The organism is Streptomyces sp. NPDC107581, assembly GCF_055657175.1.
In genome coordinates, this window is record NZ_JBVKBH010000020.1 from 94,134 (window position 1) to 118,781 (window position 24,648).

Here is a 24,648-nt window from a genome sequence, read left to right on the forward strand (position 1 = left end):
GTCCAACTACTTTGCGGGCCAGGCCGGATGGGGCTCCCTTCCGGGGGGTGCGGGCAGTTCCCCGGCAGCGACACAGTGATCGAGGTACCGGAACACCAGGTCCCGGCCGACGGGCGGGCAGGTGATGCCGCTGCCGCTCAGGCCCCGTCGGACGTTGTCGGCGTGGACGCGTCCCAGGTGCAGGTCTGCGGCATCGCTCCCGCTCGTCTCGTTCGAGTCGAAGAAGGCGAGCGTGGTGGCCGCGGCGTCGGCCGAGCGGGGCAGCTGATCGCGCCATCGGGCCAGGGGCAGACGTCGTACAGGATAGCCGTACTCCTCGATCCAGTCGTAGAGGTCGCTCACTCGGATCCTCGGTACGGCCGCGTGGTTGAAGACCGGTCCGGTGGCTGTGCGGGCGAGATGCACGAGGGACCGGGCGACGTGGTCCACCGGCGTCCAGATCTCGTCCTCGAACAACTCGGGGAGGATGCCCGCCGGGATGCCCGCCCTCAGCACGCTCCACAGGAAGTCGCGTGCGTTGACGTATCCGGAGCCGGCCGGTCCGACCACTCGTCCCAGGCGGTGCACGGTGACCGGCAGACCACGCTCGGCCGCCTGTTCGAGCAGTCGTTCGGAGGCCCACTTCGACTGCTGGTAGCCGTACCGCAGACCGGCGTGGGGCGGCAGGAACGCTTCCGGTACCTCGGGGCTGAGGCCGGCCGGCGGGGCCACGGACAGCGTGGAGACGTAGTGGAGGGGGATCGACCGTGCGGCGGCCAGGCGCAGCAGGTGCCGGGTGGACTCGGTGTTGACGGCGCGCAGGGTGCCGTACTCCCGCATGATGCTGACCGTCGCGGCGTTGTGGAAGATCGCGTCGCAAGTCTCCGCGAGTTCACCGAGGGTGTCCAAGGCGAGGCCGAGGCCGGGGCGGGCGAGGTCGGCGGGGACACCGGTGATGCGCTGCTTCGCCGCCTCCGGGAGCGAGAGGTCGTGGTGGTCCAGGGCCTGGTGGATCCGGTCGACGGCCTCGCCGGTGGTCCGCGCGCGGACGGTGCAGACGATCTCGGCTTCCGTGGTGTCCAGGAGTGCGGCGAGCAGGTACGTGCCGACGAAGCCGGTGGCGCCGGTCAGCAGGATGCGCCGGGGCACGTCCGGACAGCGGCCGTTGCCGGGCCGGATGTCCGGGGCGAGGACGGTGTCGGTGTGAAGGGCCGCCGGGAGGCCGGTGGCGGTGGGCGAGCGGTCGTCGAGGAAGCGGGCGAGCTCGGCGGCGGTGGGGTACTGGAAGAGCCAGGCGACCCGTATGTCGCGGCCGAGTTCGACGCCGAGCCGGTTGGCGACCTGGATGGCTTGCAGGGACTGGGCGCCCAGGTCGAAGACGTCGTCGCCGGGGGTGATGGTGTCGACGCCCAGGATCTGTTGCCAGATGCCGATGACGGTCCGCTCCAGGGGGCTGCCGGCGGTGGGGGCCGGGGTCGCCAAGGGCGTGCTCAGCGTGCGTCGGTCGATCTTGCCGGATCCCGTGCGGGGCAGGCGGCTGTGGAGTTCGACCGCGGAGGGGACCATCGCCGCGGGGAGCCTCGCCCGGAGGTGGTCCCTGAGCTCGGCGGCGGAGGGAGCCGGAGAGTCCGTGACCACGTGGGCCGCGAGGCGTCGGGTGCCGTCCGGCGACGTCTGTCCGACGACCGCCGCCTCCCGGATCCGTGGGTGGGTCAGCAGGGCGCTCTCCACCTCGGCGGGCTGTACGCGATGGCCGCTGATCTTGAACTCCTCGTCCGCCCGGCCGAGGAAGCGCAGTTGCCCGTCCTCGCCGATGTGCACCAGGTCGCCCGTGCGGTAGGCGCGGGGTCCGCCGGGAAGGGCGGTGAAAGGGGCGAACCGGGCGGTGTCGGGGTGGCCCGTCCGCCGGTAGCCGAGGGCCAGGTTGTCGCCCATGAGGTACAACTCCCCGCCGCCGACGGCGACTCGGGTGCCGGGCAGCGGCAGCCCGATCGGCACGTCGCCGGGGGCGAGAGCCGGGTCGTGCAGGTCGGCGACGGTGGCGACCACGGTCGCCTCGGTCGGGCCGTAGGTGTTGAACAGTTCGACCGACGTGCCGACGGCCTTGCGCCAGCGCTCCACTCGTTCGGGGAGCGCCGCCTCGCCGCCGATGACGACGGCTCGGACGTCCCCGGGCAGGGCGCTCATGCCCGTCGACAGTGTGTAGGCGAGTTCGTGCCAGTACGCGGTGGGCAGGTCCAGGACGCTGACGCGCAGGCGTGCGCACTCGTCCAGGAACCGTGGGACCGACTCCGTCATCTCGTCGGTGCGGACGACGAGGGTGCCGCCGGCGCACAGGGTGAGGAAGATTTCCTCCACGCTGGTGTCGAAGTGGAGTGGCGCGAACTGCAGGACCCTGTCCTCGCGGCGCAGCCCGTAACGGTACGTGGCACCCGCCACGAAGTTGGCCAGGGCGCCGTGGCTGATCTCGACGCCCTTGGGGCGGCCGGTGGAGCCGGAGGTGTGGATGACGTAGGCGCAGTCCCCGGGTGACGACGGCGTCGGGGCGGGGCCCGGGGATGGATGATCCGGCTGGTCGAGCGCGAGGACGGGCGTGCCCGCGAAGGTGCTCGCCCGGGCGGCTGTCGTCAGCACCAGGTCGGGCGCGGCCTCGCTCAGCAGCCGAGCCGTCCGGTCGGCGGGGGCGGCCGGGTCGAGGGGACAGTAGGCCGCGCCCGACATCATCACGCCGAGGATGGTGGTGACGGCGTCGATTCCCCGGGGCAGCGCCACGGCCACCAGGCTGCCCCGGCCGATGTTCCGGGAGGTCAGACGGCGGGCCACGTCGCGTGCGCTGCCGAAGAGCCGGGCATAGGTGATGTCGTCCCCGGCGTGCTCCACGGCGACGGCCTCGCCCCTGCGGGCGGCGTGGTCGGCGATCAGGCTCATCACGGGGCGGGCGGGGACGGGCAGCGGTCCACCGTCCAGAACCGGCACGGACGCCGGACGCAGGGGCCGGTCGGGGGCGGCCACCGCCTCGTCGAGCAGCGCGAGCAACCCCTCCAGGAACGCGGTCGCATCCGCCTCGTCGTACAGGTCGGGATTGGCGTCCACCGCGATCCGCAGTCCGGTGCCGTCGGAGCGGTCGTACACGTTGACCGCGAGGTCGTCGACGGGACCCGCGGAGACGTTGTGGACGGTGCTGCGGTGTCCGGCGAACCGCAGGTCGTACGCGAACGGCATGATGTTGACGCCGGGCCCGGAGAGCCTCCGCTGTCCGCCCACCAGCTTCAGGTCGCGGCGCAGTTGTTCGTAACGGTAGCGCTGGTGCGGCAGACCGGCGCGGAGCTCGCGGGAGACGCGGGCCGCGAGGTCGCGCAGGCTGTCGTCGGCGCAGACGGCGACACGCAGGGGCAGGATGTTGCGCACCATCGACGGCACGCGCAGCGACACGGAGCCGAGACGGCCCATGGCCGGAAGGCTCAGGACGATCTCCGGGGCACCGGTGACCCGGTGCAGCTGGGCGACGGTCACCGCGAGCAGTACCTCGGACCAGGTCACCGACAGCTCACGGGCGACGGTGCGCAGGTCGTCGGCCCGGGTCGGGTCGAGGTCGGTGACATGGCGGTGGAAGGTGCGGGCGGGCAGCGCGGACCGGCCGGCCGGGGTGGCCACCGGGGGGCGGTCGGCGTACCGGTCGGTCCAGTAGGCGCGGTCCTTGGCGTAGCGGGCGGATTCCAGGTAGGCGCGTTCCTCGGCGCGAACGGACTCCAGGGTGCCGAAGCCGCTGTCGGGTACGGGCTCGCCCGCCATGAGTGCCGTGTAGACCTGGGCCACGCGGCGGGCGACCAGGGAGAGGCCGAATCCGTCGAGTGCGATGTGGTGGACGCGGTGGTACCAGAGGTACTGGTCGTTCCCGGTCTTCAGCAGGGCGTGTCCGAACACCGGGCCGCGGGCCAGGTCCACGGGCCGGGCCATGTCCCTGGCCATCCAGGCGCGGGCCGCGGTGTGCGGATCCGGTTCGGCGCTGAGGTCGGCGGTGTGCAACTGCCAGTCGCCGACCGGGGTTTCGAGCTGCCAGGGGCGCCCTTCGCGGTCCGCCGCGAAGGTCACGTGAAGAGCTGCGGTCTCGGCGACGACGTGATGGAGCGCCCTGTCGAAGACGGCCACGTCCACCGGGCCGTCGATGCACACGTACTCGGCGGTGTTGTAGGCAGGGCTGTCCGGGTCCAGCAACTGGCCGGTCCAGATGCCTTCCTGGGCCGCCAGCAGCGGGTGGCGGGGTGCGGGTTCAGGTGTCGGCATGGGCCGCGCCTCCTTGGCGTTCGACCAGCAGTTGCCACCACTGCGCGAAGGAGGTGCGCTCGGCGAGGTCCACGAAGCTGACGTCCGCACCGGCGGCCTGCCACCGTTCGATCAGGGTGACGATGCGCAGGGAGTCGAGGCCCGCGTCCAGCGGGCTCTCGTTCAGGTCGACTTCGTCGGGGCGCAAGTACAGGAACTCCGCGAGGTCGGCGCGGAAGCTCTCCGGGGTGAGGGATTCAGGCATGGGGTCTCTCTACGACGGTGTCGGCGGGGTCAGTTGACCTTGCGGGCGGAGTCGCTCCAGAAGCGGTCCCGCAGTTCGCGGCGGAGGATCTTCCCACTGGGGTTGCGCGGCACCTGGTCGATGAACTCGTAGGCCGACGGCAGCTTGAAGGCGGCCAGGCGCGGAACGAGGAAGGTGTGCAGGTCCCGTGGGCTCGGCCGCTCCCCCGGGACCGGGACGACGAACGCGTGGACCCGTTCGCCCCAGCGCTGGTCGGGAGCCCCGACGATCACCGCCTCGGCCACACCCGGGTGGCGCTCCAGCACGTTCTCGATCTCGGCGGGGTACACGTTCTCGCCGGCGACGAGGACGGCGTCCTTGATCCGATCGCGGATGAAGATGTAGCCGTCCTGGTCGATGTACCCGGCGTCGCCGGTGTGGATCCACCCGTCGACCAGGGTCTCCGCGGTCTTGTCGGGCAAGCCCCAGTACTCCACCATCCGGGCCGGGGTGTGCAGGCAGACCTCGCCGATCTCGCCCGGCGGCAGCTCGTCGCCCTTGTCGTCGATCACCCTGGCGCGGACGCCCGGATAGGGGTGGCCCGCGGCCTGCATGCGCCGTCCGCCGGGGACGTGGTCGGCCGGCGGCAGGCACACGGCGGTGTTGCCGGTCTCGGTGAGCCCGTAGATCTGCGCGAACTCGCAGTCCAGTACGGCGAGACTCGCCTCCAGCAGGCTCTCGGAGATCGGCGAGCCACCGTAGACGGTCTTGCGGAGCGTCGTGAAGTCCTCGGCGCTGACGCCTGGTTCGGTGAGCATCATGCGGAGCATCGCCGGAACCACGCAGGCCGTGGTGATGCCGAGATCGCGGATCAGGTCGACGGCATGGCGGGCGGCGAAGGCACGCATCGCCACGATCGTCGTCCCCGCGGTGAAGTTCTGCGTGGCCCACCACAGTCCGCCGATGTGGAAGCCGGGGATACCGACGAGTGCGATGTCACCGTCCCGCCAGTCGATCCAGTCCAGCCCCTCGCTCGCCAGGGCCTCGCGGATGGCGAAGAAGCTGCGGTGGGCGAGGACGACACCCTTGGGGAGGCCCGTGGTGCCGCTGGTGTAGAGCTGGGCGACGGGGGTGTCGGACTCGGCCTCGAACTCCGTTTCCGTGTCGCGGTGTCGGCCGCTCCAGTCGCCTATGGATTCCAGTGGAACGACCGTCTCGGGGGGCGCGATCGGCATGCGCTCCACGATCGGCGCGCATTCCGATTCGAGGAACAGCAGTCTGGTGCCGGAGTCCTGGAGAATGTGGCTCACCTCGGGTGCGGTGAGCCGCCAGTTGACGGGGACCAGAACGGTGCCGCTCTTGGCGCAGGCGAAGAGGATCTCGTAGTAGTGCTCGGACTCCTTGCCCAGGTATGCCACGCGGTCGCCCTCGGCGAGTCCGGCGGCCCGGATCGCCCGGGCGATGCGGCTGCTCCCGCGGTGCAGATCGCCGTACGAGAGGCTGCGGCCCTCACAGAGCACGGCCGGGATGCCGGGCCGGTGCTCGGCGTGGAAGCGGATGGTCTGGACGAGCGTCTCCATGGGCGAACCCTCCGGTGGCTCAGGTGATGTTGACGAATGCGAGCGTCGCCTCGCCGTCGCACCGGCCGCCGTCGGCGTCCCAGTAGCGGTACGAGGTCTCGGCATGGAGGAACGGCCTGCCGACGCCGGGCGTGCGCCGGGTGAGGGAGAGGAATTCCATCTCCCCGGAGAAGGAACGGGGATTGACGGGACGCCGGAAGTTGCCCGCGAAGCGGGCGATCAGGATGTCCGGGAGCTGGTGTCGCCAGAAGTCGTCCAGGGTCCAGTCCTCGAGCCCGGCCAGCAGTCCTTCCTTCACCGACTTCGCGACGAGGTAGTACATCATCTGGTTGTAGGCGATGTTGACCTCGACCGAGTTCAGGTGGCCGGTGTCGTCGATGTAGCAGGACTCGGGGATCTCGAACTCGCAGCGCGCCGAGGTGCGTTCGGGTCCGGCGGTGACGACGGCGGACTTCACGTACTTGCAGTGCGTTTTGTACGGCACCAGGACCCGCTCCATCAGGTCGGTGTCCGTGTCGTACGAGCGGTCGACGGCCGGTGTCGTCATGCCCCTGGTATCCCGTCGTGCAGCTTGCGCTCGTCGTGGACGGTGACGCGGAAGGAGACGGTGGGTTCCGGGGTGGTCGTGTGCCGGGCGCGGTGGATCAGACTGCGGTTGTCCCAGATCAGCAGGTCGCCCTGCTCGAAGCTCTGGAGGTGGATGTTGTCGTGCTCGAAGGTGTCGTCGAGCTGGCCGGTGGCCTCGAAGAGCCGCTTGAGGAGTTCCTCGTCGTACGGCGTGCCGTCCACGTCCTCGATACCGACGGTGAAGCCCTCGCTGATGTAGAGGACCGTTTCGCCGGTGAAGGGGTGGGTGAATGTGCTGGGCTGGCGCACGGCCGGAGTCTTGCGCTCGACCTCTTCGATGATCTCGGACAGGGGCCGGTAGACGTCGTGCGGCCGGATCTTGAAGTACTTGCGGACCGAGTGCCGGCAGTAGGTGTCCGCGACCTGCTTCTTGAGGTCCTCGGGCAGCCTCGCGTACGCCCTGCCCATGTCGATGAAGTAGGTGCCGCGGTTCTTCTGCGGAATGACCTGGGGGTAGATCAGGGTGATGCCGAAGGGGTCGGGCATGAACTGGTAGTCGGCGTGCCAGAACTTGCCCGTCTTCGGCACGCCTATCTGCTTGCCGTTCTCCGGGACGTTGGAGGAGACGAAGATCTCCTCGATCTCGGGGTGGTGGTACATCGGCTCGTAGTACGCCTCCGGGCGCCCGAGGCGTTTACCGAGGTCCAGGAACTGCTGCGGGGAGAGGTCCTGCCCCTTCAGGACGGCGATCTTCTTCGTGTAGACGGTCTGCTTGAGCGTCTCGAAGTCCGCGTCGGATGCGGTGCTGTGGTCGAGGTCCTCGACCAGGGCGCCGATGGCCGAGCCGGGCTGTTCGGTGATCTTCATGGGTGTCTTCCTTGGTGAGAGCGGTCAGCGGGCCTGTTTGGCATCGATCAGTGCCGCGGTGCCGGCGAGGGTGAGGGTGGGCCGCAGCTCGCTGTCGTGCACCGTCACGCCGAGGTCGCGTTCGATGCGGATGCTGATCTCGACCATCGTCAGCGAGTCGACGTCCAGGTCGGCGAAGGTGGCCTCGGGGGTGAAGCGGTCGGCCGGGGCGTCGTGCAGTTTCGCCAGGATCTCGACCAGCCGGTCGTAGGTGGTGCTCATGAGGCGGTTCCTTCTCCTCGTTCGTACGGGTGGACGGGTAGGGGCAGTTCGGGCCAGGTCAGCAGGCAGGAGCCCCAGGTGAGTCCGCCGCCGAAGGCGGTGAGCAGGAGTCGGTCGCCGGGACGGATCACCTGCCGGCCGGCCGCGTCGGCGAGAGCCAGGGGTATGGAGGCGGCGCCGGTGTTGCCGACCGAGTCGACGTTGGTGACGCAGCGTTCCCGGGGCAGGCCCAGGTCGTCCGCCACCGAGTGCAGGATGCGCAGGTTGGCCTGGTGGGGGACGAAGTGGCCGACGTCGTCGATCTTCCAGCCGGCCGTGTGCAGCACGGCTCGCGCGGACTCGGCCATGCGGTTCACGGCGTGGCGGTAGACCTCGTTGCCGCGCATCGCGAAGTGCCGGTCGCTGCGCTGCGCTTCGTCGCCGGTGGACCGCTGGCGGGAACCACCCGCCGCGACCGTGATGAGGTCCTCGTGCGCTCCGTCACTGCCCAGGTCGAACCGGCCCACGGCGCCGAGTTCGTCGGCGTGTCCGGCACGCAGGACGACGGCGCCGGCGCCGTCCCCGAAGATGATCGCGTTGGCCCGGTCCAGCGGATCCACGATGGTGGAGTAGGTGTCGGCGCCGATGAGCAGGACCCGTCCGGCCACGCCGGAGGTGATCAGTCCGGCAGCCGTGGCGAGTCCGTAGACGAATCCGGTGCACACGGCACCGACGTCGAAGGCGGCCACTTGGGCGAGCCCCAGCCGGGCGGCGACCGAGGGTGCCGTGGCCGGACAGGGCCGGTCGGGTGTGGTCGTGGTGACGATCACCGCGTCGACGGAGTCGACTCCGGCACTGTGCAGGGCCCGGTGCCCGGCCTCGACGGCAAGGTCCGAGGTCGCCTGGCCGGGCTCGATGACGTGGCGTCGGCGGATTCCGGTGCGGGTGCGGATCCAGGCGTCGTCGGTGTCGAGCCTCTCGGCCAGCTCGTCGTTGGTGACCACGCGGGGCGGCACCCATCCGGCAAGGCCGCAGAGGACGGCAGCGGGTGGACCGGGAGCGTTACTGGGCACGGCTGTGCTCCAAGGGTGAGGAGTTCCGGGGGCACCCGGAAGGGGCGGGGAGGGCAGGAGTGCTCTAGGGAACGGTGGTTGTTCTGCGCACGGCGAGGGCCAGTGGCACGCCGCAGGCGATGCCGGCCGCTATCGCGAAGACGGCGGCCCTGATGCCGGCCGGCGAGGCGCCGCCGGCCTGGTGCTGCCCCACAGCGCCGGCCAGTGCCACCAGCACCGCAAGGCCCACCGCGCCGCCGACCTGGAGGCTGGTCGAGGCGAGCCCCGACGCCACGCCCTGGTCATCGGGAGCGACACCGGCGGCAGCGGTGATCCACATGCCCGTCCAGGCGGCACCCTGGCCAAGGCCCAGCAGAACGATGCCCGGCAACAGCAGCGGGTACGAACCGTGCTCGGTGAGCGCGAGGCCGAGAGCGGCGGCCCCCGTCGCGCCGAGTGCCATGCCGCCGACCAGCATGCGGCGTACGCCGAAGGCTGCGACGGCCCGCTCCCCTGCCTGGGTACCGGCAGCGACCAACACGGCCGGGACGAGGAAGGCGAGACCGGTCACGAACGCGCTGTAGCCGCGCACGGTCTGGAAGTAGAGGGTCAGGAAGTACGGCAGGGAGCTGAAGGTGGCGCTGTACACAGCGGTCACCGCCATCGCCGTGACAAGCCCGCGATGCCTGAACAGCCGGGCCGGCACCAGTGGATCGCGCGCACGCGTCTCGACGACGGCGAAGAGCGTCAGCAGGGTCAGCGAGAGCACCGCACTCACGAGGACGGACGGGCTGCTCCAGCCGGCCTCGGGAGCGTGCACCAGGAGGAACACCAGGAGGGTGATGCCTCCGGTCCCGGTCAGTGCACCGGTCAAATCGAATCTCCGCGCGCCGACGCGTGGGACGTCGGCGGGGAACAGCACCCGGCCCGCCCACGCGATGGCTCCCGCCACGGGAACGTTGACGAAGAACACGGACTGCCAGCCGAACGCCTCCACCAGGACCCCGCCGAGGAGGGAGCCGAAGCAGAGACCGCCGGCCCCCGCGGCGCCCCACACGGCCAACGCCCGGTTGCGGTCGGGTCCTTCGGCGTAGATGGTGTTGATCAGGGACAGGGTGGCCGGGAAGAGCAGGGATCCGCCGATGCCCTGGACCGCCCGCACCGCGACCAGTGCTCCCGGGGTCTCCGCGAGCCCTCCCACCAGCGAGGAACCCGCGTAGACCAGTGCGGCGGCGACGAACGTGCGGCGTCGGCCCAGCAGGTCCGCGGCCCGGCCGCCCAGCAGCAGGAAGCCACCCGTCGCCACGACGTAGGCGCTCACCACCCACTGCAGGTCGTGCTCCGAGAAACCGAGGCCGGTGCCTATGCCGGGGAGAGCGACATACACGATGTTGTAGTCGAGGGCGATGACCAGCTGAGCCAGCGCCAGGACGAGAAGGGACAGCCGTGCCGACAATGTCCGGTCCCCCTCACCCATGGAAAAGAAATAGAGACGAATATCGAATCCGTCGATCATTTTCGGTCACGATAGCACCTCGATGAGAACTTGAGAATGCCCGCCCTACAAACCAACTCGGGCCTGTGGATTAGCTTTTCAGGCAGCACTGAAAACCGACAGTGCATAACTGCCGGTTCAATTCTGCAGTATTTTCAGGCGGTCAGCTCTCCCCCATCAGTCGCCTGATTTCCGAGATGAGCGACACCAGCGCCCGTCGTTCCGGAATGGTTGTTTCCGGGTGCCAGAGGTCCACGAGGAGGCAGGTGCGCGGACGATCGCCGCCATTGCGCGCCTCATGTTCGAAGGAGTAGTCGAAGAGCAGGCAGTGGCCCTCCCGCCAGTTGCGGGTCTCACCGGCCACGGTGATGCTGCACCCGTCGGGGATGTCCACGGCGAGATGCAGGTTGATGCTGAAGTTCCACAGGTCGCAGTGCGGAGCGATGGAGGCCTTGGGCAGCAGGGTGGAGAAGTGACTTTCCAGGAGAGGACAGATCTTCTCCGTGTCGACGGCGAACTCTTTGAGCACCTTGTGGGCGGTGGGCACGGTCGCGGCCGATTCCTCGACCATTGCCCCACCGCGGTAAAGGTAGAGAGCCTGCCAGTCCTCCTGCCGGGTCAGATAGTGCTCGTAGTCCGAAAATGCCTCCCGACGTACCGCCCAAGCCGAGTTCAGCTCGTCCTTGATGACCGGATGGGCGGATTCCAGCGCCTCGACGACGGAGATCACTTCCGGGTGGGCGCGGGGATCGTGCCACGGGGTGGGAGACAGACCCGGCAAGATCCATTTGGCTCCCCTCTGGAGCGGGTGCCGGGCCCCTCCTCCGGGTTCCAGCATCCGCTCCACCCGGCTGAGGGATTCCGCACCGTGGTCGCTTCTGATCACCGCGAACGCGTTCTCTATCTCGGGTGTCATGGGGCCCTCCTGGCTGCTGCCGCGACCGTGCGCCGTGCCGCACCGTCGCATCAGTAGTCGGACAGATGACCGAGCGAGTTCCCGCGACTTTCGGCCAATGCGTAGGGGCGTCAGGGGAATTGACGCTCCTGCTTCTGCGTGACCTGGAACACGACATGCGTCGTCGTTCTCCTCAGCAGGGCCGCCGGTCGGGCTCCTGCTCCCCAGGGACACCGTGCGAACGCCGGCGGCCGGGATCCGAAGTGACAGGCCACCGGGCGCCGGCGCCACCTCGCACGCTCATCCGCAGGTGACGCCGGCACCCGTCACGCTCAGGCCGCCGTGGCGGCCGGAGCGGGCACGCCCCGGACGGACTCCTCCACGGCCGCGTCCGGACGAGGTCTGTCGGCCTCGCCGAGCAGCCCCACGAGGGTCATCCGTGCGCGGGCCACGCGGGACCGCACCGTGCCGACCGGGCAGCCGGCGAGCCGGGCCGTCTCCTCATAGGACAACCCCACCACCTGAGTCAGGACAAACGCCTCACGGCGTTCGTCCGGGAGGCCGTCCAGCAGGTCGAGGAGGGCGATGCCGTCGTCGAAACCCGGCAGACCACAGGGCTGAGCCCATTCCACGGCCGTCTGCCAGTCGTGGGTGTGCGCCGCCCGGGGCCGGACGGCGGCGCGGCGGAAGCTGTCGACGACCGCGCAGCGGGCGATGGACAGCAGCCAGGTGCGGGCCGAGGCGCGTCCCTCGAACCGGTGCAGGCTGCCGAGCGCCCGCACGAAGGTGTCCTGGGCGAGGTCGTCGACGTTCTGGGGATCCACCCCCAAGTGGGCGACGTAACGCAGCACGTCGGAGTGCAGGGCGCGCACGAAGCACTCGGCCGCGTCCGGGTCACCGCTCCGGGCGGCAAGCGCCCATGCGGTCGTCGACGCGTCCGCCGAGGCCCGCTGCGGTCGCGGAGCAGTCAGGGCAGAAGTGATCACGAGGTGTCCTTCTCAAGTCATCCGGAGCCCGGCCCACGGTGAGGCCACGGCTCTCGGGTGAATGGGGTGCAGCCGTAGGGGTGGTACGGCGGTGCCCGGGGCTCGCGCGGGCTCGTGTGCGTGCGGTGGTCCGCACGGGTTCTCCGGGAACCCTCGCGACACAACTGATGAACGCTCCTGAGAAAGGCTCAGGAGGCCCGCTGAGAGAAAGAAGGGGGTGAGCCCCGGTGGATCCGGCTGTCTCAGGCGACAGCGGCACCCACGGGCGGCCCCCGGGAAGTGATGGCGTAACTGAGAAGGAGTCGTGCCAGGGTCCGGCAACCGGAGTCGCGGCGCCTTCGCACCGACGGCCGGCGCGGCGGCACGGGCAGGGCGAGCAGCAACCGCAGGGGTGCCACCAGGCGGGCGGCGACGGCCCGCAGGATGCGGAAGACCGCGCGCTCGCCGTAAGCGAGCCACAGACCGCACACGACCGCGGCAAGCAGGTGGGCTGCGAACATGCCGAACGCGCCGCCGCCTCCCATGCTGTGCGCACCGTGCATGCCGGGCCCCATGTGCGTCATGGAGCCCGATCCCATGTCTCCCATGCCGGGCATGTCCATCGCGCCCGTCTGCGTGGGACCCATGTCCATGGCGTCCATGCCATGTGCCGGGGCCGACGAGGGCGAATGCGGGCCGGACGCGAGCGACTGTGTCAGGGAGAAGGTCTCGTGGAGCACCGCCTGGGCCACGACCACGACCGTGACGATCAGCGCGTGCCCGCGCTCACGGCCGGCGAGGCACCAGCCGGCGGCACCCGTCCCGGCGGCGGCTGCCGCCATGGCCCACCAGGGCACCGGGACACCGGACATCATCACGTGGCCGAGGGCAGCAAGCAGCACACAGGCGGCGGCGAACACACCGGCCCGCAGCGTGCGGCACCATCCTCCGACAGTCATGACGCGCCCATCTTCGCACCCGTGGTCCGATCGTTGTCAGGGGGTACGTACGGTCACCTGCCCCCGGACTCAACCAGAGAAGAGTGACACACACCACAGCAACAGGGCGGGAACTCCACGGGCGTCGGCGACGACTTCCAGTACGGGACGGTCCACGGGCAGCTGCTGAACCGTGCCTCTCCGATCACTCGACCGGTAACCGCCTTCCGGCGCCGGAGGAGCCGGAGGAGCCGGAGGAGCCGGAGGAGCCGGAGGAGCCGGAGGAGCCGGAGGAGCCGGAGATGGACTGGAACACCGACGGAGTGCGCGGAAATGTGCCGGCCGAAGGGGCGAACGGTTCGGCCTGCTCCTTCGCTGCGGCTGACCTTCGCTGCGGCTGACCTTCGCTGCGGCTGACGCGCGCGGACACGGAGTGGCCACGAGAGCGTGCGCCCCCGCCGGTCGGCCGGGCCTTCGAGGAGGCGGTTCCCTTCCGCACGCAGTCGGGCCGCCCGGATGAGCGACCCGGCCTCGTGCCGGGCCGCACCGGGCACCGGGTTCACGGTGGAGGGTCTGCAGCGTCAGGAACTCGTCCATCGACGGCGTGGGCCATCACGTAGAGCCGCACGCTCGGCCGGCCAGTGGTCCTGAGTCTCTTGCGGCGTTGGATCGCCCCTCGGACCGGGCGGGGGCACCGCCTAGAACGCGGTCGTTCCGGGTCGGACCACGACGGCGGGCAGCTTCACCCTGCCGCTGCGGCTGAACGTCAGTGTGAACGAGACGAGGTCGCCCGCCCGCCACTCGCCGGTCGGGGCCGACACCGTCAGGTCCACACCGTAGGGCGACATGGCGACGGTCTTCCCCGCCCGTATCTCGATCGACTCGGCCGAGGCCCGGTAGGCCGTCGCGCCGCTGTTCATGTGGTGGCGGGCCAGATCCACTCCGCCGGGAGCGTCGGGCGAGCTGACGCTCACGAGGCGGTCGGCCGAGCCGCCCTTGTTGGTGATGCGGAAGAACGCCGCCGTCTCGGAGGAGCCGGCGGTGGGGAGGAGAACGCGCCCTTCGGTCACGCGTATGCGGGCCGGGCTGCCCGCGTTGCCCGTACCGACCCAGGTGGTCAGGCCCGCCAGGGCCAGGCTGGACGCGGCGACGGGCACGAGGGCGGCCAACAGGGTGTCGGCCGTCCGCCGGCGATCGGTGAGTCGTGCCGACAGGCGGGCGAGGAGTCCGTTCACCGGTGACCTGCTTTCCGCTGCCGACGCTCGCGCGCCGGGGCGGGCGCGGGCTGCCAGGCCCGCAGGCGCAGGCTGTTGCCCACCACCAGCACGGAGCTGGCCGACATCGCGGCCGCCGCCACCATGGGATTGAGCAGTCCCACCATGGCGAGCGGCACGGTGACGACGTTGTAGCCGAAGGCCCACACCAGGTTGGCCCGGATCGTGCCGAGCGTTCGCCGGGCGAGCAGGACGGCGTCCCCCAGCGCTTCGATGTCCCCCCGCACGAGCGTCAGGTCGGCCGCGCCGATGGCCACATCCGTCCCGCAGCCCATGGCAATGCCCAGATCGGCGCCGGCGAGCGCGGCTGCGTCGTTGACGCCGTCCCCGACGACCGCGACCCGGCTGCCCTCCTCCTGCAACCGCCTCACCAGTGCGGCCTTGTCCTCGGGCGTGCAGCGGGCGTGCACCTCGTCGATGCCGAGCGCCTCGGCCACGGCCCGCGCGGGTGCCTCGCGGTCGCCGGTGGCGAGTACCGGTCGGATCCCGAACCTGCGCAGCCGGTCCACGGCCCGATAGCTGCCGGGCCGGACGACGTCGCCGACCGCGATCAACGCCTCGGCCACTCCGTCCACCCGCACGAGGACCGGCGTGTGTGCGGCGGTCTCCGCCGCGACGAGGGCGTCCGCAAGAGTGGCCGGCAACTCGCCGTCCGGCGCCAGTACTTCCACCGTGCGGCCGTCCACGCGGCCACGTACTCCCCGCCCCGGCGTGGCCACGAAGTCCCGCACGGCGGGCAGCGGGTCCTCGGCCGCCGAGCGCCGTGCGTGAGCGGTGACGGCCCGCCCCAGCGGATGCTCCGAGCCCTGTTCCACGGCGCCGGCCAGGCGGAGGACGGCCTCCCGGCCGAGTCCGCCGTGAGCGGGGGTGAGCTGTACGACGGTCATGTGGCCGCTGGTCAGCGTGCCGGTCTTGTCCAGGACCACCGTGTCGACGTGCTGGAGCGCCTCCAGCGTCTGCGGGCCGCTGACCAGCACGCCCAGCTGGGCCCCGCGGCCGGTTGCGGCCATCAGCGCGGTCGGCGTGGCCAGGCCCAGCGCACAGGGGCAGGCCACGACGAGTACGGCCACGCACGCGGTGATCGCGGTCTGCGGGTCTGCTCCGGCACCGAGCCAGAACCCGAGCACGGTGACGGCGACGGTCAGCACGACGGGCACGAACACCCCGGCGACGGCGTCGGCCAGCCGCTGGGCCCGCGCCTTGCCCGCCTGGGCCTCCGTCACCAACCGGGTGATGCGGGCCAGCTGTGTGTCGGCCCCGACCGCCGTGGCACGGACCAGCAGCAGACCGCCGACGTTCACGGCCCCGCCGACCAGGGCCGAACCGGGTCCCACCTCCGCGGGCTCGCTCTCGCCGGTGACCAGGGACAGGTCCACGGCGGAACTGCCCTCCACCACCCGGCCGTCGGTGGCGACCCGCTCGCCGGGACGCACGACGAAGACCTGGCCCACCCGCAGCCGCTCGATGGGAACGGAACGCTCGCCGTGCTCGTCGCGTACCGACACCTCCTTGGCCGCGAGCTCCGCCAGTGACCGCAGGGCAGCTCCGGTCCCCCGCCTGGCCCGCGCCTCCAGGAACCGCCCGGTCAGCACGAACAGCGGAACACCGACCGCTGCTTCCAGATACACGTGCGCCGGGCCGTCCGACGCGGACGGCAACAGACTGAACGGCATCCGCATCCCGGGATCGCCCGCTCCCCCGAGGAACAACGCGTACGCCGACCAGGAGAAGGACGCCACCACGCCCAGCGAGACGAGGGTGTCCATGGTGGCCGCAGAGTGACGCAGCCCGCGCACCGCCCGTACGTGGAACGGCCAGGCGCTCCACACCGCCACCGGGGCCGCCAGCATGAAACACAGCCACTGCCAGTTGCGGAACTGCAGGGACGGCACCATCGAAAGCACCAGCACGGGGACGGCGAGCAGCGCGGTGACGATGAGCCGCTCGCGTTCCCGTCGCGCGGCGTCGGATCCGTCCTCGTCACCGGCTTCCTCGTCACGCTGCTCCGGCGAGGGGGGCTCGGGGAGCGCCGCCTCGTAGCCTGCCTGTTCGACAGCCGTGACGAGGTCCTCCGGAAGGACACCCGCCGGATGACTGACCCGGGCGAGTCCGGTGGCGAGATTGACGGTCGCCGTGACGCCGTCGAGCTTGGCGAGCTTCTTCTCCACCCGCCGTACGCAGGCGGCGCACGTCATGCCACCGACCGTCAGGTCCGTCACCACGAGCGACGCCACCGGTTCGGCTCCCATCACTCACCGCCCCCGTGCATCCCGGGCATGCCACCCGTGCCACCCGTGCCACCGCCACCGGCGCCCCCGTTGCCGTCGCCGTCGGCTCCGGTGCCGTGTATGCCCGGCGCCACAGGTCCGGCGGCCGATCCCACGGCGTAGGAGACCGAGAAGACCAGCGCCAGCAGCAACAGGAAGCCGCAGAGGGCGGGCGGGGGCATCAGCTTGCGGGGAATCACGCCCCCGATGCGGGAGGAGTGTCGGGACTCGGCCATGCTCGACCTTCCTGGTCGCGTCGAACCGTCGTACGGCGCGAGGCAGTCCCCAGCCGTACCGCTCTAGGAGTCGGACGGATCGAGGGCCCAGTTCCTAGATCGAATTATGACGTGCGCCACATGGCGGACACGCGTGCAGCACGTCGCCGCCCCTGGGGAGCGAGGCGCCCGGCCGACACGGCGCTCGCCGCGTGCTGCGTTCCTCACCGCGTGCTGCCCCATTCGGTGCATGCTGCGCTATTCGGTGCCGGCCAGTGCGGCACCCAGAGCAGGCTTGTCGATCTTGCCAACGGCGTTCTTGGGCAGGTTTCCCAGGGTGGGCTCGCGGTGTTCCACGGCGGCGATGTGGCAGTGGTCGACGCCCAGGTGCGCGAGCAGGGCCTCGTGCATGTCGGCGTGGTCGTGGACCGAGTACTCGTATGCGAGTGGCTTGTCGGAGAGGCCCATGCCGAGCATGTCCGGCGCGATGACGGTGAACCACTGGGTGAGGCTCGGCCAGAGCGCGGCCCAGTCCGTGGAGTTGAACGGGTATCCGTGGATCAGCAGGAGGTGTGAGCCCTGTCCCTCCATCCGGTGGAACACCTCGAAGCCGAGGCAGTCGAAGCTGTGGCCCTGGGACTTCCATGTCGTGAGGTCGGGATCCATGGGCTGTCTCCTCAAGTGGTGTCCGGGGTGACCCGACGTCCGGCGGGTGTGCAACTCCCACCGGCACGGGCGGTGTGGTGTGCAACTCCCACCGGCGCGGGCGGTGTGATGTGCGCGGTGGTGGATCGCTCAGAAGTCGAAGTTCGTGGATCGCAGTGCCAGCGCCGCGCCGGCCATGCCCAGCAGGCGGGCCGGCAGCCTGCGCAGCCGGGCCTGGTGCGCGGCGACCGCTCCGTCGAGCCGTGTGCGCGGGTAGAGCCGGCCGCGGGAGACGACGGCCAGCAGGCCCTGGCCGGGGCTTGTCGCGGTGGTCGGGTCCTCGCGGTAGACGAGCAGGTCGGCGGGTGCGCCGACGCGAAGGAGTCCGAGGTCCGGCTCACCGAGAGCGGGGCCGAGGACTTCGGCGTTGCCGCGCGTGGCCAGGTGCCAGACCTCGGCGGGGGCGATACCGGCCCGCGCGAACAGCGCCATCTCGGTGTGCAGGGAGGCTCCGGGGACGGTGAACGGCTGGGGCGAGTCGGTGCCCAGGTGCAGGCGGACCCCGGCGGCGTGCAGGTCGCCGATCAGCCGCAGTTTCTGGTCGAGCGTGCGGGCGACGCGGGCGAGGCGTGCCTCGCCGATGCTCCGATAGACGGGGAAGCCGCGGGTGGGGTGCCAGAGCTGGTTGGCGTACAGCGGTGGCAGCAGCGCGGTGGCCGGGTCCCGCTTGGCCTTCGGGTAGTCGTGGTACGAGAGCAGCATCTCGGTGGCGACCACGGTGGGCGTGTGGGCCAGGCCGTGGGCGAGGCTGTTGCGGACGATCTCGTCGAGGCGTCGCTGGTCGACGTTCTGCCAGTCGGTGGCCCGGCATACGACGGTGTCGGCGGAGAGGTCGGCCGGCCTCGGCACGCCGAAGAAGTGCTGGGTGTCGGGGAGCAACGCCTGTTCGTGGCGCAGGTGACTGGGGACGTGCCCGATCACGCCCAGGCCGCGTTTGTCGGCAGCCACGACGAGCGCGGCAATGTCTTCGGCGTCCAGGCCCTCGTAGGACTTGATCCAGTGGTCGCCGGCGTCGGCGATCCGGGCCACCAGCTCGTCGGCCTGGCGTGGGCCTTCCATCTGAAGGCTGTTGGGCCAGCGGGTCCGGCCACGGGTGACGAAGGATCCGGCTGTGGAGAGACGCGGCCCGGGGTGGCCCTGTTCCATGGCGCGGCGAGCGGTGGGTCCGGCGGTGCCGTCGGAGTCGCCGGCGTCTCGGACGGCGGTCACCCCGTGGGCGAGGTGGACCAGCAGGGAGGCTTCGTTGACGTGCAGCGGGTTGCCGGGCGCGAGGTGGGTGTGCATGTCGACCAGGCCCGGCACGACGTAGGTGCCGCGGTACTCCTCCAGCACTCGGTCGGCCGGTGACCGGGGGTCAGCCACCAGAGCGGCTATGCGTTCGCCGCGGACCGCCAGGGTGGTGTGGGCGGTTGTGTGTTCGGCCGGTTGGACGAGGGTGACATCGGGGAGCGCGAAAGGGCCGGTTGCACCGGCGGGAATGTTCATCGTGGTGTTTCCTCAATTGACGTCCTCGGCCGGCGGGCTCGGCCCTGCAGGGCCGAAGCCAGGAGTCTGGTGAGGACGTCCGGGGTGGTGGCGGCGTTGACGGCGGCGGGTGCGGCACCGATCGACAGCGAGGCGATCAGATCGTGGTCGCGGGTGACTGGGATGCTGCCACCATAGAACCGATCGGTTCATGTTCAAAGTTTGTGAACCGTTCGGTTGCATCAATCTCGCGGTACCTTACACGCGAGAGGACGGGCTGGACGGCCCGTCCACCCAACCTCCGCCCACCGCACCGGGCACCGGACGCCCCACCGACGACCCTCCTTCGATGCCTACGCCTACGCCCGCGCAGCAGCGACCCCTTGCCTGCGAACCCTTGAATAATCCAGTCGGTTCATTTAGTTTCCACATGTGAGTCAATCGGTTCAATCGCATGACCGGACACCGGCGGCCGAGCCGACCGTCCGGTTGATCCGCTACGACACCTCCGACGACTCGGGCGGCGCGCGGGACCTGCTGGATCGCTTCCTGTCCGTGCGACTGCCGCGACTGCCCTACGGCTTGCCGTTCACCGGCCTCATCCACAACGCCGACGAGCGCGTCCCGGCGACCGCTCTGGAATTCGGCACCGACCTGTGACCGAACTGATCACCACATACCCCGGAGCACGCTCGTGACCACCTTCGTCCTCGTCCACGGCGCCTGGCACGGCCCCTGGTGCTGGGACCGCGTCGCCGGGCTGCTGCAGGCGGCCGGGCACCGTGTCCTCGCTCCTTCCCTCACCGGACTCGGTGACCGCACGAACCGGCTCACCCCGGCCATCACCCTGGACACCCACGCCGACGACGTGAGCGACGTCCTCGAACGGGAAGACCTCCACGATGTCGTCCTGGTCGGGCACAGCTACGCCGGGATGGTTGTCCGCCAGGCCGCGGACCGCGTCCCCCAACGCGTCGCCGAACTCGTCCTCCTGGACGCCTGGGCGGCCTCCGACGGTCAGGCCATCGCCGGAATCGCGCCCGAATGGTTCATGACCGCGCTGGACGACAGCGCCCGCACCGCCGGCGACGGCTGGCTCATGCCCGCCCTGCCGGCAGAGCTGCTCGGCGTCACCGAGCCGATCGACGCGACATGGCTGGAGGCCCGTATGACCCCCCATCCGCTGCGTACGTTCCACGACGCCGCACAGCTGACGGGAGCGGTCGACGCGCTGCCGTGTCGGGCCGTCGTGTGCACGGTCGGCGAGGTCATGCCCTTCCGTCACCTCGCCGAAGACCACGGCTGGCCCGTCACCGACCTGCCGGCCGGACATGACGCGATGATCACGCACCCCGCCGCGGTCGCCGACGCCCTCCTGTCCGCATGACTCCCCGCATACGCTTCCGCTGGAAGGCAGGTCCGGTGCCCTCCACGCACACCGACCTGGTGGTCAGCGCCGCGGTGCTGACCACCGACAGCCATCGCCTCCTCTGGTACGTCTACGCGCGCGGTCTGTGGCTGCGTCACCACTGGTCCAGGACCCCCGGTTGTGTCGGCCTGTGGGTCTGGGCCCGGCCGCTGCGCCGCGAGGCCGGCGTGGTCTCCGTCTGGGCCAGTGAGGAGGATTTCCATGCCTTCATCCGGGGGCACGGTCACGCGCCTCTTGCCGTAAGGTTCGCCGACCGCGTCACGGCACGCGCACAGACTTGGCACACCGAACGCTTCGATCCGTCGCAGACCTGGGAACGGGCCCTGAGCGTGCTGCCGGCAGACCCGCCCGTGCAATGACCGCCGGCCTGGGCGGGCACCTGCGCCGAGTAGGAGACCTGCGGAGTGGCCAGTGCCGCGTACCAGCCCATGCCGACAGCCTGAATGGCCAGCCCCAGGGTGAGGATGTTGCGGCTGCCGATGCGGTCGGACAGGGTGCCCGCGAGCGGGGTGACGGCGATCGGCATCGCGGTCCACGGCAGCATGCGCAGGCCCGCCTGCAGTGGTGTGTAGCCCTGGACGCCCTGGAGGTACTGGGTGAGCAGGAAGACGGCGCGGCTCCACGGCGTCGCGTGTGCCCGGATCGCACAGCAGGAGAGGGCGCCGGGCGTCGACCGTTAGTTCAGCTTAAACGAACGATGTAGCTGATGTAGCTGGACAGAAAGTGCCTCCGGCGGCGACGCTGAGCGGCCTGTCCCACCCCGTTCAGCAGCATCAGGAGTTCTCCCATGCGCGCCACCGTGATCCATGGACCGAACGACATCCGGATCGAGGAGGTCCCGGACCCCCGGATCCAGCACCCTGCGGACGCGGTGGTGCGAGTGGTCAGCGCCTGTATCTGCGGCAGTGACCTCTGGGCCTATCGCGGGGTGGCCTCGCGCGTGGCCGGGCAGCGCATCGGGCACGAGTTCCTCGGCGTCGTCGAGGAGGTCGGCTCCGAGGTCACCGGCTTCGCGCCGGGCGATTTCGTGGTCGCGCCCTTCGTCTGGTCCGACGGCACGTGCGACCACTGCCGGGAGGGCCTGCAGACGTCCTGTCCGCACGGCGGGTTCTGGGGAGAGGTCGGCTCCGACGGTGGCCAGGGCGAGGCGGTCCGCGTGCCCTACGCCGACGGAACCCTCGTGGAACTCCCCCGGGACGCCGTCACCGACGAGAAGCTCGTCCCCGGCCTGCTGGCCCTCTCCGACGTGATGAGCACCGGACACCATGCCGCCGTCTCGGCGCGGGTCCGTCCCGGTGCGACGGTCGCCGTCGTGGGCGACGGAGCGGTCGGCCTGTGCGGCGTGCTCGCCGCCCGGCGCCTTGGCGCCGACCGGATCATCGCGCTCGGCCGCCACCGGACCCGCACGGACATCGCCCGCTCGTTCGGCGCCACCGACGTCGTCGCCGAACGCGGTGAGGCGGCCATCGAGGCGATCCGGGAAATGACCGGCGGCCAGGGCGCACACGCCGTACTGGAAGCCGTCGGCACCGAGGAATCGATGCGCACCGCCATCTCCATCACTCGCGACGGCGGCGCGGTGGGCTATGTCGGCGTACCGCACGGCGGCAGCGCCGGCGTGGACATCGGCCAGATGTTCGGCCGCAACATCACTCTGGCGGGCGGCGTCGCCCCGGCCCGCGCCTACATACCCGAACTGCTCACCGACGTACTGGCGGGCGTCATCGACCCCGCTCCGGTATTCGACCGGACCATCGACCTCGACGGCGTGCCGGACGGCTACCGCGCCATGGACGACCGGTCGGCGCTGAAAGTCCGCATCGCCTTCTGAACAGCCCCGAGGAGAAGTCCATGAAGATCGCCATTGCCGGCGGCCACGGCCGGATCGCCCGGCGTCTGGGCCGACTGGTCACCGCCCGGGGGGACAGCGTCGTCGGGCTCATCCGCAACCCCGCCCACGGCAATGACCTGTCGGACGACGGCATACGGCCGATCGTCTGCGACCTCGAAGCGGCTTCGTCCGAGGACGTCGCCGCGGCCCTGTCCGGAGCCGGTGCCGTGGTCTTCGCCGCCGGCGCCGGCCCCGGCAGCGGCGCAGCCCGCAAGTACACCGTCGACCATCAGGCCGCCGTGCTGCTGGCCGACGCCGCCTTGCGCGCGGGGATCCGGCGGTACGTCATGGTCTCCACCCGAGGCGCCGGCAGTCCGCCCCCGGCTCACGCCGACGAGGTCTGGGCCGCTTACGTGCACGCCAAAACCGCCGCCGACGACCACGTCATGGCACAGGACCTCGACTGGACCGTGCTGCGCCCCGCGGCCCTCACCGACGATCCCGGCACCGGCGCGGTACGTCTCACTGCGGAGAGGAGCGTGGGGCAGGTCACGCGGGACGACGTCGCTCAGGTCCTGGCCGCCCTGCTCGCCACGCCTGCTACCGCAGGGCTCGTCCTGGAACTCGCCCAAGGACCTGACCCCGTCGCCGAAGCGGTGGCACGTGCCGCGAACAGCCGTACGGGCGAGCGCCGCCCGTGACGGGGAGGGGTCGGCAACGGCCCCGATCAACACCCTCAATTCATCGGTCAGCTGATGACGACGCGCCATGAACGACCGACGGACCAGCCGCTTTGGAGACAGGAGCCGGCCAGGGCTGGTCCGATGGGCCATGCGAAGCCTTCCTGTCGGCACTGGAGGCATCGGCCGTGGAGCATGCGACGAACTGCGGTGCGCCGGGTTCGAGGGGAAGCGTGGTCGCACGGGCAGTGAAACCGATGGCGTGGTACCAGCCGCACAACATCAGCAGGTCCGGCAGCTCCTCGCTGCTGAACTCGACCCGCCGAGCTGGACCATGCACCGTCCAACGGCTCGGGCTCGTAGCCGCCATCGGGCCGGGGGCGACGGCGACCGCGAGTGGCCCTGTCCGTGAGAACGCCATGGCCGCACCCTTGAACTTGCAGCGCATGTCAGGAAGTCGGCGACGTCCGCGCCTTCTGCGTGCCGAGGTCTTCGTACAGACGGTGGCGCTGGTCGGGACTGAGGGTGGTGGAGACCGCGGTGAGTGCGCTGTCCGCCTGACCCGGCATCGCGTCGAGGACATCGCGAACGATCGCCGCCCTGGGTGCGGGTGGCAAGGCGGGCAGCATCCGGTGAAGGTCGGTGAGGGCCTCCGCGGGGGTGCGGGAGGCATGGAAGGCGTCGAACACTGCGGCCAGTTCCTTGTCGCCGGCGTACTGCCACAGCGCCGGCATCGCGACCGTCTCCTCCACATGCAGGTGGGCAAGATAGGCACTGATCACTTCGTTCAGCGCCAGGTACAGCGCGTGCTGAGCCTCCGGAAGGGCGTCGGCAACGGCGTCCGGCAGCGAGCGCGCCCGCTCGTCCAGCGCGACGAAGGCCGCGTCGAGTCGTATGTGCTCGGCTTCCAGCGCATCGGCCGCCTCGGGCGCCCGCTCCCGCAGGAGTTGGTGGATGAAGGTGTCTTCGTGGTCGGCGTGCTCGCGCAGTTCCTGCGTCATGGCGAGGCAGCGGTCCGCCTGCTCGACGGCAGCGCCGCTGTGGGAGATGTCGGCAGCGCCGAGTTCGACGGCAAGCGCGAAAAGCCGGGCACGCTGCCCCATGTGCACATTCCGGTAGAGGTCGATCTTGGGCATTTCCCGTCCCTGGGTAGATGGGGCTATGATGACAACATGCTGCCTAACTAGCAACATGTTGTCAATCGGAGGAATGTGCAATGCCCGATGAGACGGCCCTACTGGTCGCCGATGTCCTGGAAGCTGCCGGGGCCCTGCGTCGTTTGGGTGAGCAGACCGCCGGCACGGAGGGGCTCACCCAGGCTCGATGGCAGGTGCTGAGTGCGGTGTCCGAGGATCCCCTCACCGTTCCCCAGGCCGCGCGACGCCTCGGCGTCAGCCGCCAGAACGTCCAGCGGGTCGCCAACGATCTCGTGGCCTTCGGGCTCGCCGCCTATGCGTCCAATCCCGATCACCGCGGCTCCCCCTTGCTGACGCTGACGCCCAAGGGAAGGGAGTCGCTCGCCCGGGTCACCGCCAGCGCCACGCAAGTGCATCGCACCCTCTTCGCGGCCATCCCCGACGAGGAGATCCGTGCCACCAGGGCATCGCTGCGCAGGCTGCTGGCCGAGCTCGACCGCCATGAAGGGACAACGGGCAAGCGCTAGGAGCCGTCCGAGCGATCACGGTCGCTGTCGGCCTC

23 protein-coding genes are annotated in these 24,648 nt (G+C 70.6%); 6 read left to right on the plus strand and 17 right to left on the minus strand.

What is annotated here, in order from left to right; all coding sequences use genetic code 11:
• Positions 1 to 6: 6 nt before the first annotated feature.
• The 16 genes from ACZ7P3_RS37220 to ACZ7P3_RS37295 all read right to left on the minus strand — a co-directional run bounded on the left by ACZ7P3_RS37220 (position 7) and on the right by ACZ7P3_RS37295 (position 19,031).
• Positions 7 to 4,263, minus strand: coding sequence for an amino acid adenylation domain-containing protein (locus ACZ7P3_RS37220; RefSeq protein WP_472088593.1), 4,257 nt, complete (start codon positions 4,261 to 4,263; stop codon positions 7 to 9).
• The gene (locus tag ACZ7P3_RS37225; RefSeq protein WP_472088595.1) at positions 4,250 to 4,507 is read right to left on the minus strand and encodes a phosphopantetheine-binding protein; all 258 of its coding nucleotides are present in this window, start codon (positions 4,505 to 4,507) and stop codon (positions 4,250 to 4,252) included. The genes ACZ7P3_RS37220 and ACZ7P3_RS37225 overlap by 14 nt, the downstream gene beginning before the upstream one ends.
• A 29-nt stretch (positions 4,508 to 4,536) precedes the next feature.
• The gene (locus ACZ7P3_RS37230; protein WP_472088597.1) at positions 4,537 to 6,066 is read right to left on the minus strand and encodes a long-chain-fatty-acid--CoA ligase; all 1,530 of its coding nucleotides are present in this window, start codon (positions 6,064 to 6,066) and stop codon (positions 4,537 to 4,539) included.
• A 19-nt stretch (positions 6,067 to 6,085) separates the two neighbouring features.
• Positions 6,086 to 6,613 (minus strand): (2E)-enoyl-ACP glycyltransferase, encoded by a 528-nt coding sequence (gene scoD, locus ACZ7P3_RS37235; protein WP_472088598.1) that lies wholly within the window; start codon positions 6,611 to 6,613, stop codon positions 6,086 to 6,088.
• On the minus strand, positions 6,610 to 7,500 hold the full coding sequence (gene scoE / locus ACZ7P3_RS37240; protein WP_472088600.1) for a (3R)-3-[(carboxymethyl)amino]fatty acid oxygenase/decarboxylase: 891 nt from the start codon (positions 7,498 to 7,500) through the stop codon (positions 6,610 to 6,612). Before scoE ends, scoD begins: the two co-directional genes overlap by 4 nt.
• A gap of 24 nt (positions 7,501 to 7,524) precedes the next feature.
• Positions 7,525 to 7,761 carry an acyl carrier protein gene (locus ACZ7P3_RS37245; RefSeq protein WP_472088602.1) on the minus strand — a complete coding sequence of 79 codons (237 nt, stop codon included), beginning with the start codon at positions 7,759 to 7,761 and terminating at the stop codon, positions 7,525 to 7,527.
• Positions 7,758 to 8,813: a beta-ketoacyl-ACP synthase III gene (locus ACZ7P3_RS37250; protein ID WP_472088603.1), complete on the minus strand. Its 1,056-nt coding sequence runs from the start codon at positions 8,811 to 8,813 to the stop codon at positions 7,758 to 7,760. Before ACZ7P3_RS37250 ends, ACZ7P3_RS37245 begins: the two co-directional genes overlap by 4 nt.
• 64 nt (positions 8,814 to 8,877) lie before the next feature.
• A complete protein-coding gene (locus tag ACZ7P3_RS37255; protein ID WP_472088604.1) occupies positions 8,878 to 10,269 on the minus strand; it encodes an MFS transporter in 1,392 nt (463 codons plus the stop codon).
• A gap of 181 nt (positions 10,270 to 10,450) precedes the next feature.
• Positions 10,451 to 11,203, minus strand: coding sequence for an aspartyl/asparaginyl beta-hydroxylase domain-containing protein (locus tag ACZ7P3_RS37260; protein ID WP_472088606.1), 753 nt, complete (start codon positions 11,201 to 11,203; stop codon positions 10,451 to 10,453).
• A gap of 311 nt (positions 11,204 to 11,514) precedes the next feature.
• Positions 11,515 to 12,168 carry a sigma-70 family RNA polymerase sigma factor gene (locus tag ACZ7P3_RS37265; RefSeq protein WP_472088607.1) on the minus strand — a complete coding sequence of 218 codons (654 nt, stop codon included), beginning with the start codon at positions 12,166 to 12,168 and terminating at the stop codon, positions 11,515 to 11,517.
• 242 nt (positions 12,169 to 12,410) lie between these two features.
• A complete protein-coding gene (locus tag ACZ7P3_RS37270; RefSeq protein WP_472088608.1) occupies positions 12,411 to 13,106 on the minus strand; it encodes a hypothetical protein in 696 nt (231 codons plus the stop codon).
• Between the two features lie 677 nt (positions 13,107 to 13,783).
• Complete coding sequence (locus ACZ7P3_RS37275) at positions 13,784 to 14,320, minus strand: copper chaperone PCu(A)C (protein WP_472088610.1); 537 nt, start codon at positions 14,318 to 14,320, stop codon at positions 13,784 to 13,786.
• On the minus strand, positions 14,317 to 16,608 hold the full coding sequence (locus ACZ7P3_RS37280; protein WP_472088612.1) for a heavy metal translocating P-type ATPase: 2,292 nt from the start codon (positions 16,606 to 16,608) through the stop codon (positions 14,317 to 14,319). Before ACZ7P3_RS37280 ends, ACZ7P3_RS37275 begins: the two co-directional genes overlap by 4 nt.
• On the minus strand, positions 16,608 to 16,862 hold the full coding sequence (locus ACZ7P3_RS37285; protein WP_472088614.1) for a hypothetical protein: 255 nt from the start codon (positions 16,860 to 16,862) through the stop codon (positions 16,608 to 16,610). Before ACZ7P3_RS37285 ends, ACZ7P3_RS37280 begins: the two co-directional genes overlap by 1 nt.
• A gap of 237 nt (positions 16,863 to 17,099) precedes the next feature.
• Positions 17,100 to 17,507, minus strand: coding sequence for an alpha/beta fold hydrolase (locus ACZ7P3_RS37290; RefSeq protein WP_472088615.1), 408 nt, complete (start codon positions 17,505 to 17,507; stop codon positions 17,100 to 17,102).
• A 129-nt stretch (positions 17,508 to 17,636) separates the two neighbouring features.
• Positions 17,637 to 19,031, minus strand: a complete 1,395-nt coding sequence (locus tag ACZ7P3_RS37295; protein WP_472088616.1) for an amidohydrolase family protein — start codon at positions 19,029 to 19,031, stop codon at positions 17,637 to 17,639.
• A gap of 411 nt (positions 19,032 to 19,442) precedes the next feature.
• Here ACZ7P3_RS37295 and ACZ7P3_RS37300 point away from each other — a divergent pair, with 411 nt between their 5' ends.
• The 5 genes from ACZ7P3_RS37300 to ACZ7P3_RS37320 all read left to right on the plus strand — a co-directional run bounded on the left by ACZ7P3_RS37300 (position 19,443) and on the right by ACZ7P3_RS37320 (position 22,971).
• Complete coding sequence (locus tag ACZ7P3_RS37300) at positions 19,443 to 19,670, plus strand: hypothetical protein (protein ID WP_472088618.1); 228 nt, start codon at positions 19,443 to 19,445, stop codon at positions 19,668 to 19,670.
• A gap of 34 nt (positions 19,671 to 19,704) precedes the next feature.
• The gene (locus tag ACZ7P3_RS37305; RefSeq protein WP_472088619.1) at positions 19,705 to 20,397 is read left to right on the plus strand and encodes an alpha/beta fold hydrolase; all 693 of its coding nucleotides are present in this window, start codon (positions 19,705 to 19,707) and stop codon (positions 20,395 to 20,397) included.
• Positions 20,394 to 20,798, plus strand: a complete 405-nt coding sequence (locus ACZ7P3_RS37310; RefSeq protein WP_472088621.1) for a hypothetical protein — start codon at positions 20,394 to 20,396, stop codon at positions 20,796 to 20,798. Before ACZ7P3_RS37305 ends, ACZ7P3_RS37310 begins: the two co-directional genes overlap by 4 nt.
• Positions 20,799 to 21,226: 428 nt before the next feature.
• Entirely contained in the window at positions 21,227 to 22,270 is a 1,044-nt protein-coding gene (locus tag ACZ7P3_RS37315) for a zinc-dependent alcohol dehydrogenase family protein (RefSeq protein ID WP_472088623.1), read from the plus strand.
• A gap of 20 nt (positions 22,271 to 22,290) precedes the next feature.
• On the plus strand, positions 22,291 to 22,971 hold the full coding sequence (locus tag ACZ7P3_RS37320) for an NAD(P)H-binding protein (RefSeq protein ID WP_472088624.1): 681 nt from the start codon (positions 22,291 to 22,293) through the stop codon (positions 22,969 to 22,971).
• A gap of 428 nt (positions 22,972 to 23,399) precedes the next feature.
• On the opposite strand, the gene ACZ7P3_RS37325 is transcribed toward ACZ7P3_RS37320, so the two are convergent.
• On the minus strand, positions 23,400 to 24,086 hold the full coding sequence (locus ACZ7P3_RS37325; protein WP_472088626.1) for a hemerythrin domain-containing protein: 687 nt from the start codon (positions 24,084 to 24,086) through the stop codon (positions 23,400 to 23,402).
• Between the two features lie 80 nt (positions 24,087 to 24,166).
• Here ACZ7P3_RS37325 and ACZ7P3_RS37330 point away from each other — a divergent pair, with 80 nt between their 5' ends.
• The gene (locus ACZ7P3_RS37330) at positions 24,167 to 24,613 is read left to right on the plus strand and encodes a MarR family winged helix-turn-helix transcriptional regulator (protein ID WP_472088627.1); all 447 of its coding nucleotides are present in this window, start codon (positions 24,167 to 24,169) and stop codon (positions 24,611 to 24,613) included.
• The last annotated feature ends 35 nt before the right edge of the window (positions 24,614 to 24,648 follow it).